The organism is Dankookia rubra, assembly GCF_004355005.1.
Lineage (GTDB): Bacteria > Pseudomonadota > Alphaproteobacteria > Acetobacterales > Acetobacteraceae > Paracraurococcus > Paracraurococcus ruber_A.
This window is the reverse complement of sequence record NZ_SMSJ01000001.1, coordinates 79507-95260: the sequence shown is the minus strand read 5'-3', so window position 1 is coordinate 95260 and position 15754 is coordinate 79507. Positions and strand designations below refer to the sequence as shown.

The 15754-nt window shown below is 69.0% G+C and carries 12 protein-coding genes and 1 pseudogene; 10 read left to right on the top strand and 3 right to left on the bottom strand.

Features of this window, described 5'->3' with window-relative positions; all coding sequences use genetic code 11:
- Positions 1–2: 2 nt before the first annotated feature.
- The 3 genes from E2C06_RS00430 to recA all read left to right on the top strand — a co-directional run bounded on the left by E2C06_RS00430 (position 3) and on the right by recA (position 3878).
- Entirely contained in the window at positions 3–1052 is a 1050-nt protein-coding gene (locus tag E2C06_RS00430; RefSeq protein ID WP_133286602.1) for an EscU/YscU/HrcU family type III secretion system export apparatus switch protein, read from the top strand.
- Positions 1045–2604, top strand: coding sequence for an ATP-binding protein (locus E2C06_RS00425; protein ID WP_165982124.1), 1560 nt, complete (start codon positions 1045–1047; stop codon positions 2602–2604). The genes E2C06_RS00430 and E2C06_RS00425 overlap by 8 nt, the downstream gene beginning before the upstream one ends.
- Positions 2605–2828: 224 nt before the next feature.
- Complete coding sequence (gene recA / locus E2C06_RS00420) at positions 2829–3878, top strand: recombinase RecA (RefSeq protein ID WP_193560403.1); 1050 nt, start codon at positions 2829–2831, stop codon at positions 3876–3878.
- Between the two features lie 45 nt (positions 3879–3923).
- Here recA and E2C06_RS00415 read toward each other — a convergent pair whose 3' ends face one another.
- A complete protein-coding gene (locus E2C06_RS00415) occupies positions 3924–4457 on the bottom strand; it encodes a YciE/YciF ferroxidase family protein (protein ID WP_133286599.1) in 534 nt (177 codons plus the stop codon).
- Between the two features lie 243 nt (positions 4458–4700).
- On the opposite strand from E2C06_RS00415, the gene alaS reads away from it, so the two are divergent.
- Together alaS and E2C06_RS00405 are read left to right on the top strand one after the other, a co-directional pair.
- Positions 4701–7349, top strand: a complete 2649-nt coding sequence (gene alaS / locus E2C06_RS00410; protein WP_133286598.1) for an alanine--tRNA ligase — start codon at positions 4701–4703, stop codon at positions 7347–7349.
- A 95-nt stretch (positions 7350–7444) separates the two neighbouring features.
- Positions 7445–7867, top strand: a complete 423-nt coding sequence (locus tag E2C06_RS00405) for a hypothetical protein (protein WP_133286597.1) — start codon at positions 7445–7447, stop codon at positions 7865–7867.
- Here E2C06_RS00405 and E2C06_RS00400 read toward each other — a convergent pair whose 3' ends face one another.
- Entirely contained in the window at positions 7868–8548 is a 681-nt protein-coding gene (locus E2C06_RS00400; protein ID WP_133286596.1) for a DUF599 domain-containing protein, read from the bottom strand.
- A gap of 9 nt (positions 8549–8557) precedes the next feature.
- A pseudogene (locus tag E2C06_RS00395) lies at positions 8558–9321 on the bottom strand (transposase).
- A gap of 160 nt (positions 9322–9481) precedes the next feature.
- Here E2C06_RS00395 and E2C06_RS00390 point away from each other — a divergent pair.
- From E2C06_RS00390 to E2C06_RS00370, 5 genes are all read left to right on the top strand, one after another.
- On the top strand, positions 9482–10102 hold the full coding sequence (locus E2C06_RS00390) for a hypothetical protein (RefSeq protein WP_133286595.1): 621 nt from the start codon (positions 9482–9484) through the stop codon (positions 10100–10102).
- A gap of 137 nt (positions 10103–10239) precedes the next feature.
- The gene (locus tag E2C06_RS00385; RefSeq protein WP_133286594.1) at positions 10240–12249 is read left to right on the top strand and encodes a flavin-containing monooxygenase; all 2010 of its coding nucleotides are present in this window, start codon (positions 10240–10242) and stop codon (positions 12247–12249) included.
- A 102-nt stretch (positions 12250–12351) separates the two neighbouring features.
- Positions 12352–13491 carry an NAD(P)H-dependent flavin oxidoreductase gene (locus E2C06_RS00380; protein ID WP_133286593.1) on the top strand — a complete coding sequence of 380 codons (1140 nt, stop codon included), beginning with the start codon at positions 12352–12354 and terminating at the stop codon, positions 13489–13491.
- Positions 13492–13496: 5 nt separating this feature from the next.
- A complete protein-coding gene (locus E2C06_RS00375; RefSeq protein WP_133286592.1) occupies positions 13497–14711 on the top strand; it encodes an acyl-CoA dehydrogenase family protein in 1215 nt (404 codons plus the stop codon).
- Position 14712: 1 nt separating this feature from the next.
- Entirely contained in the window at positions 14713–15747 is a 1035-nt protein-coding gene (locus E2C06_RS00370; protein WP_133286591.1) for an acyl-CoA dehydrogenase family protein, read from the top strand.
- Positions 15748–15754: the final 7 nt, after the last annotated feature.

Genomic DNA, 15754 nt, shown 5'->3' with positions numbered 1-15754 from the left:
CCGTGGCCGGGGACGGCAAGGACGCCGAGGACCGTTCGGAGGCTCCGACCGCCCGCAGGTTGGACCGGGCCCGCCAGCAGGGTCAGGTGCCGCTGTCGAGGGAAGCGGTGGGCTTCGTCACGTTGCTGGCGGCAACGCTGGCCGGCTTCCTCGCGCTGCCGTCGGTGACGCTCGCCTGGCTTCAGGCCTTACGGAACCTGCTCGAGGCACCGGATCCGGGCAGCGAGGCGGCGCTCGAGCTGTTGCGGGCCGCAGCGCATGGCGTTCTTCCGGTGCTCGGGGCGGTGGCTGTGGCGGCGATCCTAGGAAGTCTGGCCCAGACTGGGCCGCTGCTGCGCGGCGAAGCGCTGCTGCCCGACCTGTCGCGGCTGAGCCCGCTCGCCGGCCTGCGCCGGCTGCTCGGTGCCGAGGGCTGGATTGAGCTGATGCGGACGCTTCTCAAGCTCGGCGTGGTCGGTGCGGCGCTCTGGCTCGCCATCGACGTCGTGATGCTGCAGGCCGCCCTGCACCAGCCGGTCGGGGCGCTGCCCGGGCTGATCGGGCGTGAGGCGCTGCGCCTGCTGCTGGTTGCGCTCGGGGCGTTCGGCGTCATGGCGGCGCTCGACGTGCTGCTGGTCCGCTGGCGCCACCTGCGGCACTTGCGCATGAGCCGCGAGGACCTGCGCGAGGAGATGCGGGAGTCCGAGGGCGATCCGCAGGTGAAGGCCCGGCTGCGGCGGATCCGTGAAAGCCGGGCGCGGCAACGCATGATGGCGGCGATCCCAAGTGCCGCCGTTGTGATCACGAATCCGACTCATTTCGCCGTTGCTCTATCCTATCAACCGGGGGTGGCCGCCGCACCGCGACTCGTTGCCAAAGGGGCGGACGAGATGGCGGCGCGGATCCGGGCTGCGGCGGAGGAGCATGGGGTGCCGATTGTCGCCAATCCGCCGCTGGCGCGTGCCCTGTTCCGGCTGGAGGTCGAGACCGAGATCCCACCGGAGCACTGGCAGGCGGTGGCCGAGATCATCTCCTACATCTGGCGGCTGCAGGGGCGGATGGCGCGTGGCTAACCGTGGCCTGCTCCGCCGGGCGGCGCGCGCGCCCGGCTTCCTCGACAGCTTCCGGCTGCTGAGCGACCCGGCGCCCGAGGGATTGGCAGTGCTGGATGCCGAAGGGCGGGTTCTGGCCGCCAATCCGGCGTTGGCCACCCTGGCCGGGCCGCTCGCAGCACTCCGGCCCGGTACGCTGGTCGCCTTCATCCTGGCGCCGGCGGCGCGGGAGGCCTTCGCTGCGGCCTTGGCGGCGGGGCTCGTCGGAGAGATCCCGGCGCCGCTCCGGGCACTGCCCGGCGATCCCGCAGCGCCGGCGGATGCCGAATGGTTGGTGCGGCTGACGCCGTTGCCGAAGACGGCGGGGCCCGCGGCGCGGCTGTTGCTGCGGGTTGAGGACCGGACCCAGGCGCGGCGGGCGGAGTCCCGGATGGCCGAGGCGGGCCGGTTCGAGACCGTGGGGCGGCTGGCCGGCGGCGTGGCGCATGATTTCAACAACCTGCTGACCGCAATAATGAGTGGTGCCGGCGCAGTGCGCGCGGCCGGCATGCCGGAAGCGGCCGCAGCCGAGCTGGTGCTGATCGAGGATGCGGCTAAGCGCGGCGCGGCGCTGGTCCGGCAGCTGCTCGCCTTCGCCCGGCAGCAGCAATTGCAGCCGCGGTTGCTGGCGCTGAACGAGGCGGTCCTGACGATCGCGCCGCTGCTGCGTCGGCTGCTCGGCCAAGCGGTCAGGCTGGAACTGGCGCTGGATGCGCCGGGACGATGGGTGAAGGCCGACCCGACGCAGCTCGATCAGGTGATCCTGAACTTGGCGGTGAATGCCCGCGATGCCATGCCGAAAGGCGGCACGCTCCGCATCGCGACCGGCCATCGGATGGTGCTGCGGCCGGAAGGGGAGGGCGCCTTGCCGCCTGGCCGCTGGGTGGTGCTTGAGGTGGGCGATACCGGGGACGGCATTGCGCCGGAGGTACTGCCGCGGCTCTTCGAGCCTTTCTTCACCACCCGGCTGGACCAGGGCGGGACGGGCCTCGGCTTGGCCACCGTGCAGGGGATCGTCGCCCAGTCGGGCGGCCATATCTCGGTGGAGAGCCGGCTGGGGCAGGGCACGACCTTCCGCATCCATCTGCCGCGTCAGGCAGCCGCGGCGGCGCCAAAGATAGGCAAGCCTGATCCGCCGGCCGCAGCACCGGTATCTGGCGCGCCGATCCTGCTGGTGGAGGACGAGGCGCCACTGCGCCTGCTCGGCACCCGGCTGCTGGAACGTGACGGTCATACGGTGCTGGCGGCAGACAGCGCCGAAACTGCGCTCGCCATGGTCGAAGCGGGACCGGAGCCTGGCCTACTGGTCAGCGACGTCGCCATGCCCGGCGCCGATGGGGTGGAACTGGCATGCCGGCTGCGGCAGCGCTGGCCCGCCATGCCGGTCCTGCTGCTCTCGGGTTATGCCGAGACTATGCTGCACCGTGACCTGGCGGCAGACGGCTTCCGCTATCTCGGCAAGCCTTTCGGCCCGGCGGAGCTGCTCCGGGAAGTGACCGCGGCGCTCAATGGGCAGGGGGAGGAGGGAGCATGACAGGCGGCGCCGATCTGAAGCGTGTTTACCAAATGTTCTTGTTTTTTGGCACCTCCGGCGCCATAGTCTCTGGCACAGTGCCCTGACGAAGAGGGCGATTCGAATAGATTCAGAACCATCTGCTGGTTGAGATAAGGCTAGGTTGCAGGCCTCATACAATGCAGTCTTGCCATAGGCATGATGGCGACGGATCTGGGACACGATCAAGGACAAGGGCAGCCAGGATGGACAAGGGAAAGGCGCTCGACGCCGCGCTCAGCCAGATCGAGAGGTCGTTTGGCAAGGGCTCGATCATGCGCATGGGTGCGCGCCAGGCGCAGGACGGCGAAATCGAGGTGGTCTCGACCGGCTCGCTCGGCCTCGACATCGCGCTCGGCATTGGCGGCCTGCCCAAGGGCCGGATCGTCGAGATCTACGGCCCGGAAAGCTCGGGCAAAACCACGCTGGCGCTGCACGCCATCGCCGAGGCGCAGAAGAAGGGCGGCACCTGCGCCTTCATTGATGCCGAGCATGCGCTCGACCCCGGCTATGCCAAGAAGCTGGGCGTCGACCTCGACAGCCTGCTGATCAGCCAGCCGGATGCCGGTGAGCAGGCACTGGAGATCTGCGACACCCTGGTGCGATCTGGCGCGATCGACGTGCTGGTAGTGGACAGCGTGGCCGCTCTGGTACCCCGCGCCGAACTGGAAGGCGAGATGGGCGACAGCCATGTCGGGTTGCATGCCCGGCTGATGTCCCAGGCGCTGCGCAAGCTGACCGGCACCGTCTCCCGCTCCAATACGCTGCTGATCTTCCTGAACCAGATCCGCCTGAAGATCGGCGTCATGTTCGGCAACCCGGAGACGACGACGGGCGGCAACGCGCTGAAGTTCTACGCCTCCTGCCGGCTCGAGATCCGCCGCATCGGCGCGATCAAGGACCGCGACAGCGTGGTCGGCAACCAGACCCGCGTGAAGGTGGTAAAGAACAAGATGGCGCCGCCGTTCCGGGTGGTCGACTTCGATATCATGTATGGCGAGGGCATCTCCAAGCTCGGCGAGCTGATCGACCTTGGCGTCAAGGCCACCGTCGTCGAGAAGTCGGGGGCTTGGTTCAGCGCTGAGGGCCAGCGGATCGGCCAGGGACGCGAGAACGCCAAGCAGTTCCTCAAGGACAACCCACAGCTGGCAAACACCATCGAGCAGAAGGTGCGGGCCCAGTCGGGAATCGTCGCCAATGCCATGCTGGTGGCGGGCGAGAACGAGGAATCCGAGGAGGCCGCCGCGGCAGAGTAACCCGGGAAGGTACGGGGAATGTCATCCCCCGTACCTTCGTTCCGATCAGGCGGCGCCGCGGCTGCCTTTAGTCTGATCGTTGGCGGGCGGCTTGCCGAACGCCGCCGGGTTGATTTCGGACTCGGCCAGCTGGCTAAGCAGCTCGTCGGTGTCTTTTTCCTCCTTCAGGGTCTGCGCCAGCAGGTCGGCGGCCTTGGTCTCGCCCATCGCCTTCAGCATGGCGGTGAGGGTGCCATAAGCCGCTATCTCATAGTGCTCGACCTTCTGTGCGGCGCCGATCAGGGCGGCGTCGAGAACGGGACCCTCGTCGACCTCGTCGATGATCTCCTCGCTCTCCTCGACCAGCCCCTCCATCGCGTTGCAGGTCTCGCCCTCCGGCTCGATGCCGAGCTGTTTGCAGACCTGCTCCAGCCGCTCGACCTGGCGCTGGGTGACGGCCAGGTGTTCGTTGAAGGCCTGCTTCAGCTTGGGATTGGTGGCGGCTTCCTGCATCGCCGGCAGGGCCTCGACCAACTGGGTTTCGGCACTGTAGGTATCCTGCAGTCCCATCGTCAGCAGGTCGCGAATGTCGCTGGCCATGACGTCCTCCTCGGATCCAGGGCGGCTGAACCGCCACGGGGCAAGGAACGGGCCGTCCCCCGCGACGGTTGCGGTCAGCCCTCGCAACGTCATGTCCCGGGCCGGCGCGCCCCTCGACGCTTCCGGCCATGCGCGCTAGAGCGATTGTGCAGGGCAGGGGGTCGCGGGTAAGGCGGAAACCGCCCTGGACTCAGGAAGATTTCGCCCCATGGGCTGGGGCTGGAGACGGGACCCCCACCGCCTATGACCAGCAGCAACGACATCCGCGCCACCTTCCTCGATTATTTCGGCCGCAACGGCCATCAGGTGGTCGAGAGCTCGCCGCTGGTTCCGCGCAATGACCCGACGCTGATGTTCGCCAACAGCGGTATGGTACAGTTTAAGAACGTCTTCACCGGCCAGGAAAAGCGGGCCTACTCACGTGCCACCACCGCGCAGAAATGCGTCCGCGCCGGCGGCAAGCACAACGACCTCGACAATGTCGGCTATACCGCTCGGCATCACACCTTTTTCGAGATGTTGGGAAACTTCAGCTTCGGCGACTATTTTAAGGAAAAGGCGATTGAGCATGCCTGGGCCCTGCTGACCCGCGACTTCGCTTTGCCAAAGGATCGCCTGCTGGTCACGGTCTACTCCGAGGACGAGGAGGCGCCAGTATATTGGAAGAAGATCGCCGGCCTGCCGGACAGCCGGATCATCCGCATCCCGACCTCGGACAATTTTTGGCGGATGGGCGATACCGGCCCTTGCGGCCCGTGCTCGGAGATTTTTTTCGACCACGGCGACAAGATCCCCGGTGGCCCGCCCGGCTCCCCGGACGAGGATGGTGATCGCTTCATCGAGATCTGGAACCTCGTGTTCATGCAGTTCGAGGAGGGCCCGCCCGGCGTTCGCGCGCCGCTGCCGCGCCCTTCGATCGACACCGGCATGGGCCTTGAGCGTTTCGCCGCCATCCTGCAGGGCAAGCACGACAACTACGACACCGACACGCTGCGAGCGCTGATCCTGGCCTCGGCCGAGGCGACCGGGCAGGATCCGGACGGCCGCTGGAAGGTCAGCCACCGCGTGGTCGCCGATCACCTGCGCGCCGGCACCTTCCTGATCGCCGACGGCGTGCTGCCTTCCAACGAGGGCCGCGGCTACGTCCTGCGCCGCATCCTTCGCCGCGCCATGCGCCACGCGCACATGATGGGCAGCCGGGAGCCGCTGCTGCACCGTCTGGTGCCGACCCTGGTCCGCCAGATGGGTGCTGCCTATCCGGAGATCCAGCGGGCCGAGGCGCTGGTCGTCGAGACGCTGAAGCTCGAGGAGATGAAGTTCCGCACCTTGCTGGAGCGCGGCCTCGGGCTTTTGTCCGAGGAGAGCGGCCGGCTCGGCGATGGTGGCACGCTGTCCGGCGAGATCGCCTTCAAGCTCTACGACACCTATGGCTTTCCGCTCGACCTGACTCAGGATGCGCTGCGCTCCGAGGGCAAGACGGTGGACGTCGAAGGCTTCGACGCTGCCATGGCCGAGCAGCGCCGCCGCGCCCGCGCCGCCTGGGCCGGCAGTGGCGAGGCGGCGACCGACGCGGTCTGGTTCGACCTCCGCGAGAAGGTCGGGGCGAGCGAGTTCCTCGGCTATTCGACCGAAACCGCCGAGGGCCAGATCCTGGCGATCGTCCATGACGGCAAGCCGGTTGACGGCGCCCCGGTCGGCGCCGAGGTGGCGGTGGTCCTCAACCAGACGCCCTTCTATGCCGAGAGCGGCGGCCAGGTCGGTGATGCCGGCCTGATCTCGGCCGGTGAGGCTTGCCGCATCGTGGTGCGCGACACGCAGAAGAAGCTGGGCGACCTCTTCGTCCATCTCGGCACCGTGGCGCATGGCGAGGCGACGGTCGGGTTGGCGGTCCAGGCCGAGGTCGACCATGTCCGCCGCGGCGAGATCCGCGCCCATCACAGCGCCACCCACCTGCTGCACGAGGCGCTGCGCCGCCGGCTCGGCACCCATGTGGCGCAGAAGGGCTCGCTGAACGCGCCCGACCGGCTGCGCTTCGACGTCTCCCAGCCGACCCCGATGACCGACGAGGACCTGGCCTGGACCGAGGCCGAGGTGAATGCCCGGATCCGCGAGAATGCCGAGGTGGTCACCCGGCTGATGACGCCGGACGCTGCAGTGGAGATCGGCGCCATGGCGCTGTTCGGCGAGAAATACGGCGACGAGGTCCGGGTGGTCTCGATGGGCCACGATCCCGCGGCGACCGAGAAGCTCGGCGTCTATTCGCTGGAGCTTTGCGGCGGCACCCATGTGCGGCGCACCGGCGATATCGGTCTCTTCAAGATTGTCTCGGAAGGTGCCGTCTCGGCCGGCGTCCGCCGGGTAGAGGCCGTCACCGGCCAAGCCGCCTTGAAGCTGGTCGAGGCGGCCGAGGCCAAGCTGAAGGAAGCAGCGGCGGCGCTGCGGGTGCCGGCGGCGGACCTGCCGGCCCGCATTGCCGCACTGGTGGAGGAGCGTCGCAAGCTGGAACGCGATGTGGCCGAACTGCGCAAGCAGTTGGCAACCGGCGGCGGGGCGGCGGCGGCCGAAGCGGTCGGTGGGTTCCAAGTAGCATTGCGCAACTTGGGCGACACGCCGGCGCGCGACCTGAAGGGCATCGCAGAGGCGATCCTGAAGGGAGGCGGTGCCGATATCGTCGTCCTGGTCTCGACCGCAGAGGGTAAGGCCAGCATCGTCGCCGGGCTGGGCGAGGCGGCGAAGGGCAAGGCTGATGCCGTCGCCCTGGTGCGCGCGGCGGCCGCGGCCGTGGGCGGCAAGGGCGGCGGCGGCCGGCCGGACATGGCCCAGGCCGGCGGGCCGGAGGGCGACAAGGCCGACGAGGCGCTGGCTGCGGCGCGGGCGCTGCTGGCGGGGTAACGTCCCGCCTGCGCCGGGCCGACCCGGGCAGATAGCCGCGGCGGCATCGCGCTTGTTAGGCAATTGACCATCCTGGCCGGGGACAATCCCCGGCCATGGTCGAAGTTCTTGGCATCCTGCTCGCGCTGCTGATCCTGGTGCTCGGCATTGTGCTCTGGCGGCTGCTCCACTGGCTGGCGCGTGGCGTGGCCTTGCTGCTCGGCCCGCGGCGGGCTGAGCGCCGGTTGCATGCTATGCGGGGTGTCCGTCTGCGCGCATCCCGCGCCCAGAACCATCACCAAGCCGCCCGGATCACCGCCTTAGCCGCCGAGTTGGAGCGGACCCGCCGTGCCCTTCTGCTTGCCGAGGCTGCCCGTGCCCGCTCTGGCCCTCCGGAGGACCGATTCCGCCGGGCCAAGCAGGCCTTCGCCGTGCATTTCCATCCGGACCGGCTGCGCTGCGCCGAGCCGGAGCGAAGCATCCGAATAGGCATCTTTAGCCAATTCTGGCAGGTACTTCGGCGGATCGAGCGGGGCTGATCAGCGCTCCTGCAGCGCGTCCCGCACGACGCTGCGGAATTCCCGCCGGTACAGCTCCTGCAGCACGAAGAGACTGGCCACCACCAGCGCCAACGGGTGCAGGATCCAGGCGAGCGCCGCCAGGCCGAAGTAGTAGGCCCGGAGGCCGGTGTTGAAGTGCCGGGCCGCTCGGTTGGCGACCTTGGCCGCCATCTCGGCATGGGTTGCCTGGGTCGTGTCCTGCGCATCCTGCGAGATGCCGCCGATCACAATCGAACAATAGTTGAACTGTCGCAGCGCCCAGGTCAGCTCGAAGAAGGCGCGGACGAAGATCAGCAGTAGCAGCGCGATCTTCATCTCCCAGGCCGCCGCATTGGGCGGCGTAGCGAAGGGCAGGGCGCCGAAAACCCGGGCGCCGAGATCCGGGCTGCCCATCATCGCAACCAGGCCTCCCAGGATGAAGATCGCGGTATTGGCCAGGAAGCTGGTGCTGTTCATCAGGTTGCCGATGATGTTGGTGTCCATGATGCGGTTGTCCCGCGTCACGGTGGTCCGCAGCCAGCGGCGCCTGTGTTCGTCCATGGCGGCGATCACGCTGCGGGCTCGTAGCGCGGGGTGGCGATCCACCAGGGTCGCGTAGCCGATCCAGCAGCCTGCGAAGACCGCCAGGGCGATCCAGTCAAGGATGGTCAGGGAATGCATCCCGGCAGCCTAGACGGTGTTACGGACCACGTCGAAGGCGGCTGCGGCTTTGGCGAGCATGAGGGTGACGAAGGCGACGAAGTGCAGGCCGGCGAGGGTTTGCGGCAGGCGCTCGTAGTCGCGGGCGAGGCGTCGGAAGCGGGCGGCCCAGGCGAAGGAGCGCTCGACGACCCTGCGCCTGGGCAGGAGCACGAAGCCGCGCTTCGCCTTCAGTGTCCGGACGACATGCAAGGCGATGCCGTTTGCGCGGGCAGCCGCCGCTGCTGTCTCGCCTGTGTAGCCCTGATCGACATAGGCGACCTCGACCGTCTCGCCGGTCGCGTCCTGGACCGCGGCGGTGAGCTGGCCAACCTGGGCGCGATCGCCAGCATCGGCCGAGGTGACGCGCAGGGCCAGCAGGTGGCCAAGCGTGTCCGCCGCGGCGTGGAGCGCATGGTCCGGCTGTCGAGGATGGCGGCCGTCGGTGCCGCTGCCCGCCCCTCTGCCACGCGCAGGATGGCCCGCAGATCATGCGCCATCGCCTCGAACACGCCCGCGGCCAGCCAGCGCCGGGCCTGGTCGTAGACCGCGTGCCACGGCGGAAAGTCGCCGGGCAGCAGGCGCCAGGGCGCCCCAGCCCGGACCAACCAGCGCAACGCGTCATAGACGGCCCGCAGGTCGTGCCGACGCTGCCCGGCCGCCTCCGGCAGCAGCGTCAGGTAGGGCGCGGCGAACGCCCACTCCTCCTCACTCGTGTCGGTCGGGTACGAATACGCCTGGGCAGCAACGGTCATGCCCTAATCTGGGCATCGCACCACTCCGTAACACCGTCTAGCCGAAATGGCCCGGTGGTGCTCACCTGTGGCGCTCGGCGTGTGGCGCCGGCATTGTGCTAATGTGTTCCCGATATCGTCGAGCCCAGCCTGGGCCCGGCACGGCAGGCGAGGCGGTTCCATGAGCGAATCCCAGTGGTACCTGACGATCCGCCGCTACAGCGGCAATGGCGCGCCGGAGGAGATCGCCCAGCGCATCCGCGACGGCCTGCTGCCGACCCTGCGGCAGGAGCCGTCCTTCCGCGCCTACTACGTCGCCCGGATCGATGGCGGCGGCGGCATCTTCTCGGCAACCGTCTTCGACGACCAAGCGACCGCGCGGCGTATCAACGACCATGTTTTGGGCTGGGCCGGCGGCGCCTTGGCGGACCTGCTGACCGGCACGCCGCTGATCACCCGCGCGGCGGTGACCGTGCATCTGGATGCCGAGCGCAAGGGTGGCGAAAGCTACATGCTGGTCCGGATGACGGAAGGGCTTGGCCCCTCTGCCGGCACCCTCCCGGCCTTTCAGGACAAGCTGGTGCCGCTGACCTTGGAGCAGCCGGGCTTCCGTCACCTCTACACCGGGCGGGACGAAACGCAGCCGGATCGGGCCCTCGCTGTCTCCGTCTTCACCAATCGCAGTACCGCGACGGCGGCGCATGCCCAAGTAGCCGCTCTGATGGCGCAGAATCGCGACATTTGGCCGCGCTCGCCCCAGGTGCTCATGGCCGGAGAGGTGATCGTCGCCGCCCTCGCCTGAGGCGCAGCGCCGGCCGACGCGGCGGGCCGGATCGGCTCGGCCGCGATACGAGGCCGAACGCGGAAGACTGAACCGGTCGCCTCTTATGCCGGGCGTGGCATCCGCTACACTCCCGGCAAAACACGGGGAAGCGACGAATGCCGAAGGAATTCCGGGTTCAGGTCCAGGACGCCGTGCGTGACGAGGTGGCGCTCCGCGCGGCGCTGGCCGATGCCGACATTGCCCCGCAACTCATGGTGCTGGTGCAGCTGACCGGAGACTTGGCGATTCTCGACGAGGCGGCGCCGCACATCCACGGTGCCTGGAGCTTCCTCGAGTCAGTTCCGCCCGAGCTCAAGCAGAAGGTGCAGGACCGGCTGGTTGAGGCGCTGCAGGACTACGCCGTCTCCGATCGCCCGGCGCCCGCCCTGCCGCCCGCCGACACGTTGCAGCGCATGATGAGTGGCGGGGTCGGGCAGACGGTGCCGGAGGAATACATCCCCCTGCTTGTCGAGGAAACGCGCCTAGGGTCCGATGATGCGCGCGCCGTCCATTGGCGCCGGGACCCCGGCGGCCTGCCCATCGCTGCTTTCCAGGTGGTGATCATCGGCGCCGGCATTGCCGGGCTCGCCATGGCGGTGCGGCTGAAGGAGATGGGCATCCCTTTCACCATATTGGAGAAGAACGCCACCGTCGGCGGCACTTGGCTGGAAAACCAGTACCCCGGCTGCGCCGTGGACACGCCGAACCACTTCTTTTCCTACTCCTTCAACCCCAACCAGAAATGGACCCGCCACTTCTCCCAGCGGGCCGAAATTCACCGCTACATCGAGGACGGTTTCGACAAGTACGACATTCGTCGTCATGTCCGCTTCAACGTCGAGGTGACGGAGACCCGCTTCGACGAGGCCGCGGGGTGCTGGACCATCACGCTGCGCCGGGCCGACGGCGAGATCGAAGGCCTCTCCTGCAACGCGCTGGTCACCGCGGTCGGCCAGCTCAACCGGCCCGCCATCCCGCCGATCCCCGGGCTCGACGAGTTCGGCGGGCCGATGTTCCACACCGCACGCTGGGACGGCTCCGTCGACCTCAGGGGCAAGCGGGTCGCCATGATCGGCACCGGGGCGAGCGCGGTGCAGACCGGCCCGTCCATCGCGCCCGAAGTCGAGAAGCTGGTGGTCTTCCAGCGCACGCCGCATTGGGCGATGCACAACCCGAACTACCACAAGACGGTCAGCCCGGGGAATCTCTGGTGCCTCGAGCACATTCCCTATTTCGGCAAGTGGCTACGCTTCCAGCTGTTCTGGGCAGGATCGGACGGCTTCCATGCCTCGCTGCAGCGGGACCCGAGTTGGGACCAGCCGGCGCTTTCGCTGAACGAGGCGAACCACAAGATGCGGGAGCTGATCACAGATTACGTCCGGAAGGAGCTGGACGATGACGAGGCGCTGCTGGCCAAGGTGATCCCGCAATACCCGCCCTACGGCAAGCGCATGCTGCGCGACAACTATTGGTACCGTATGCTCAAGCGCCCGAACGTGGTGCTGGAGACCACCCCGATCGAGCGCGTCACCGGGCACACGATCCAGATGCGCGACGGCACGGTGCACGAGGTCGACGTCATCATCCTCGCCACCGGCTTCCAGGCGTCGAAGATGCTGGCGCCGATGGAGATCGCCGGACGCGGTGGCTACACCATCCGCCAGGCCTGGGGCGACGACGACCCACGTGCCTATCTCGGCATCACCGCGCCGGGTTTCCCAAACCTCTTCATGATTTACGGGCCCAATACCAATCTGGCGCATGGCGGCAGCATCATCTTCCACCACGAATGCCAAGTCCGCTACATCTGCCAAGCACTGCGGGAAATGATCGAGCACGGCTACAGGACGCTTGAGGTCCGCCAGGACATCCACGACGCCTACAATCACCTGCTGGACGAGAAATGTGCCGGCATGGTCTGGACGCATCCGGGCGTGACCAGCTGGTACAAGAACAAGAATAACCGGGTGACGGTAACCTCGCCCTGGCGGCTGCTCGACTACTGGAAGCTGACGCAGCATTTCGTGCCGGAGGAATTTCGCGCCGCGAAGCCTGGCCGAGCCGCGATGGTGCCGGGGCAGGAACGGGCGGCTGTGGCTTCGGCCGGGCAGTTGACCGTAAGCTGAGGCGGGCTTGCGATCGCCCGGCGCCAAAACGCGGGGCGTGAATTGCCGGCCGGAGAAAGCGACGCGCCCGCCCGGCAGAGGCGGCGCCGGAGGACAACGACCATGGCACTCCACACGCGCCTCTGTGCGCTGCTCGGCATCCAGTACCCGATTTTGCTCGCCGGTATGGGCCGCGCGAGCACGCCGGAACTGGCCGCCGCCGTCTCCAATGCCGGCGGGCTCGGCGTCATCGGTGCCGCGAGCTGCGGCGCCAACCAGCTTCGCGCCTGGATCCGCCGGACGCGTGAGCTGACCGACCGGCCGTTCGGCGTCGACACGCTGCTGCCGGCCTCGGTCCGCCGCGGCGGGAGCAATGCCGGCGGCCCCTCGGCCGAGACGCTGGTGCCGCAACATCGCGGCTTCGCCCGCGACTTCATGGCGGCGCAGGGGTTGGAGATGGTCGATGCCGAGACCCTGGACCGCCTGCTTGAGCGCGACCCGGCCGACAAGGACGGACCCGCCCCGCTGTCACGTGGCTTCTTCGAGGCACAGATGGAGGTGGTGATCGAGGAGCGTGTGCCGGTCTATGCCGCGGGCCTCGGCAATCCCGGTCCCTGGATGGAACGGCTGCACGCCAACGGGACCAAGGTGATGGCGGTGGTCGGCACCACGCGGCACGCCAGGCAAGTGGTGGAATCGGGCATCGACATCATCGTCGCTCAGGGCCATGACGGCGGCGGCCACAACTCGCCGATCGGCACCATGGCGCTGATCCCGCAGGTGGTGGATGCGGTCGGCGGCCGGGTGCCGGTGGTCGGCGCCGGCGGCATCGGCGACGGGCGAGGCATCGCCGCCGCGCTGATGCTCGGCGCCGAGGGCGCCTGGATCGGCACCGCCTTCCTGGCGACCGAGGAGGCCGGCATCAGCGGGCCGCAGAAGCAGGCGCTGGTCGAGGGCAATGACGAGGGCACCACCGTCTCGCGCTCCGTCACCGGCAAGCCGGCACGGATGGTGAAGAACCGCTGGGCCGCGGCCTATGTCGAGGCGGGGCTGGAGCCGCTGCCGATGCCCTACCAGACCATGGTCTCCACCCAGGTCACCGCGGCGGCGCTGGCGGCGGGGCGGGCGGATGTCTGGGGCGGCTTCGCCGGGCAGGGGCTCGGCATGGTGCGGGCGGTGCGGCCGGCCGCCGCGGTCATGCAGGACCTGGTCGCCGGGGCCGAACAGGTGCTGGGGCGTGCCGGCGGCTTTATCCAGGGCTGACCGTCATGGACCTGACCCTGTCCGACCGCCACCGCGCCTTACGGGCGGATTTGCGCGAGTTCATCGCCCGGCACGGCCACCGCTCCCCGCCGGTCGGCGGCGGCGGCGGGCGCAAACGGCCTGACCAGCGCGTGCTGGACTGGCAATCGCTGCTGATCGAGCACGGTTTCGCCGCCCGGTCCGTCCCGACGCGATACGGCGGCTACGGCGCCGAGCACGACGTGCTGGACGCCGCGCTTATCACCGAAGCGTTCAATGCCGCCGGGATCAGCCTGGGCATCCAGGGCCAGGGCATCCGCATGCTGGTGCCGACCCTGCTGGAAGTCGGGAACGAGGAACAGCGCCGGCGCTGGATCGGCCCGACCATCCGCGGCGAGCTCCACTGGGCGCAGGGTTATTCCGAGCCAGAAGCGGGTAGCGACCTCGCCTCGCTGCGGACGCGGGCGCATGTCGAGGACGGCAACTTCGTCATCAACGGCCAGAAGATCTGGACCAGCTCCGCCCACTACGCCGACATGATGTTCCTGCTGGTGCGGACCGAGCCGGACCGGCCGAAGCATCTCGGCATCTCCTACCTGCTCCTGCCGATGGCTACGTCGGGCATCGAGGTGCGGCCGCTGGCGACCATGACCGGGCACGCGACCTTCAACGAGGTCTTCTTCACCGATGTTCGGTTGCCAACCGACCAGATCGTGCTCGGCCGCGGCGATGGCTGGAAGGTGGCGAACGTCACCCTGAAGCACGAGCGCATGCTGCTGGGCGATTCGAGCAAGCTGGTGCACCGACTGCACCGGCTGCGCGCACTGCTGGCGGAGACGGTGGTGGATGGTGCGCCGCTGCTGTCCAGGCCGGTCTGGCGCGATCGCTTCCTGCGGCTGCAGGGCGAGGTGCTGGCCGGCAAGTACCACCAGATGCGGCTGCTGAGCGAGGCGTCGCGCGACCAGGACAGCGGTCTCGGCCTGCTGGTGGTGAAGTATTACGGCACCACCCTGGCCTGGCGGCTGGCGACGTTGGCGGTGGATGCGCTGGGCGAGGCCGGCCTGGCCTACGAGCCGCATGACGAGGTCGGCGAGGATTCGGCCGCCACTGCCTGGTACGCCGACTGGATGTACGACCTCGGCCTGATCATCGGCGGCGGCAGCTCGAACATCCAGAAGAACATCATCGCGGAGCGCGGCCTCGGCATGCCGCGCGAGCCGAAGCCTATGGGCGGGGCGTGACATGGATTTCGGCCTGAGCGAGGACCAGCGGCAGTTCGGCGAAGCGCTGCGCCGCTTCCTGTCGGACCGCGTCACGATGGAGCTGCGGCGCGCCGGCGGAGATGCGGCGCTCTGGGCCGGGCTGACGGAGCTTGGCGTGCCGGGGCTGCTGGTGCCGGAGGAGGCGGGCGGCGCCGGGCTCGGCATGCTGGACGCGGCACTGGTGGGGGAGGCCCTGGGGCGGCATGCCGCACCCACGCCTTTCCTCGGCAGTGCCGTGCTGGCGCCGGTCGCATTACGGAGCACGGCGCATCTGCCGGAGCTTGCCGCGGGCCGCATGCGCGTGGCGGTCGGCCTCGGTGCCCTGACAGGCAGCACCGGCACTTGCACCTTGCGGCGGGATGGCGGCCGCATCTCCGGCAACCTCACCGGCCTGATCGACGCGGCCGGCGCGACGCATCTGCTGCTGGCACTGCCCGACGGCGCGCTGGCGCTGGTCGCCGCCTATGCGGAGGGCGTGACGCTGCGCCCGCGACCCAGCCTCGACCGCCTGCGCCCCTTGGCCGATGTGGACCTCACCGCCGCGCCCGCCGAATGGCTTGCCGCTGACGCGGCCCGGGTGCTGGATGCCGGCCGCGTCGTCCTGGCCGCCGAGACGCTCGGAGCGGCGCAATCCATGCTCGACCAGGCCGTCGTCTATGCCGGTCAGCGCCGCCAGTTCGGCCGCAGCATCGCCAGCTTCCAGGGCGTCAAGCATGCCTGCGCCGAGATGGCTGCTTGGCTGGAACCCTGCCGCGCCTTCGTCTGGTACGCCGCCCAGGCGCAGGACGCGCCGGACGCGGAGGCGCATCTGCTCGCCTGCCAAGTCAAGGCGCATCTGGACGAGGTCGCCCGCGACGTCGCCCGCCACGCGACCGAGGTGCATGGCGGCATGGGCTTCACCGAGCTGCTCGGCCTGCCCTTCTGGTTCAAGCGCATCGCTGCCAACCGGCAAGTGCTCGGCGGGCCGGAGCGCTGCCGCGAGGAGGCCGCGGCGGCGCAGGGGCTGGCGGCCTGACCGGCAG

Excerpts from the sequence above, each read along its gene's own strand:
- recA (WP_193560403.1), top strand. The coding sequence starts at position 2,829 with ATGGACAAGGGAAAGGCGCTCGACGCCGCGCTCAGCCAGATCGAGAGG.
- E2C06_RS00415 (WP_133286599.1), bottom strand. The coding sequence starts at position 4,457 with ATGGCCAGCGACATTCGCGACCTGCTGACGATGGGACTGCAGGATACC.
- alaS (WP_133286598.1), top strand. The coding sequence starts at position 4,701 with ATGACCAGCAGCAACGACATCCGCGCCACCTTCCTCGATTATTTCGGC.
- E2C06_RS00405 (WP_133286597.1), top strand. The coding sequence starts at position 7,445 with ATGGTCGAAGTTCTTGGCATCCTGCTCGCGCTGCTGATCCTGGTGCTC.
- E2C06_RS00400 (WP_133286596.1), bottom strand. The coding sequence starts at position 8,548 with ATGCATTCCCTGACCATCCTTGACTGGATCGCCCTGGCGGTCTTCGCA.
- E2C06_RS00390 (WP_133286595.1), top strand. The coding sequence starts at position 9,482 with ATGAGCGAATCCCAGTGGTACCTGACGATCCGCCGCTACAGCGGCAAT.
- E2C06_RS00385 (WP_133286594.1), top strand. The coding sequence starts at position 10,240 with ATGCCGAAGGAATTCCGGGTTCAGGTCCAGGACGCCGTGCGTGACGAG.
- E2C06_RS00380 (WP_133286593.1), top strand. The coding sequence starts at position 12,352 with ATGGCACTCCACACGCGCCTCTGTGCGCTGCTCGGCATCCAGTACCCG.
- E2C06_RS00375 (WP_133286592.1), top strand. The coding sequence starts at position 13,497 with ATGGACCTGACCCTGTCCGACCGCCACCGCGCCTTACGGGCGGATTTG.
- E2C06_RS00370 (WP_133286591.1), top strand. The coding sequence starts at position 14,713 with ATGGATTTCGGCCTGAGCGAGGACCAGCGGCAGTTCGGCGAAGCGCTG.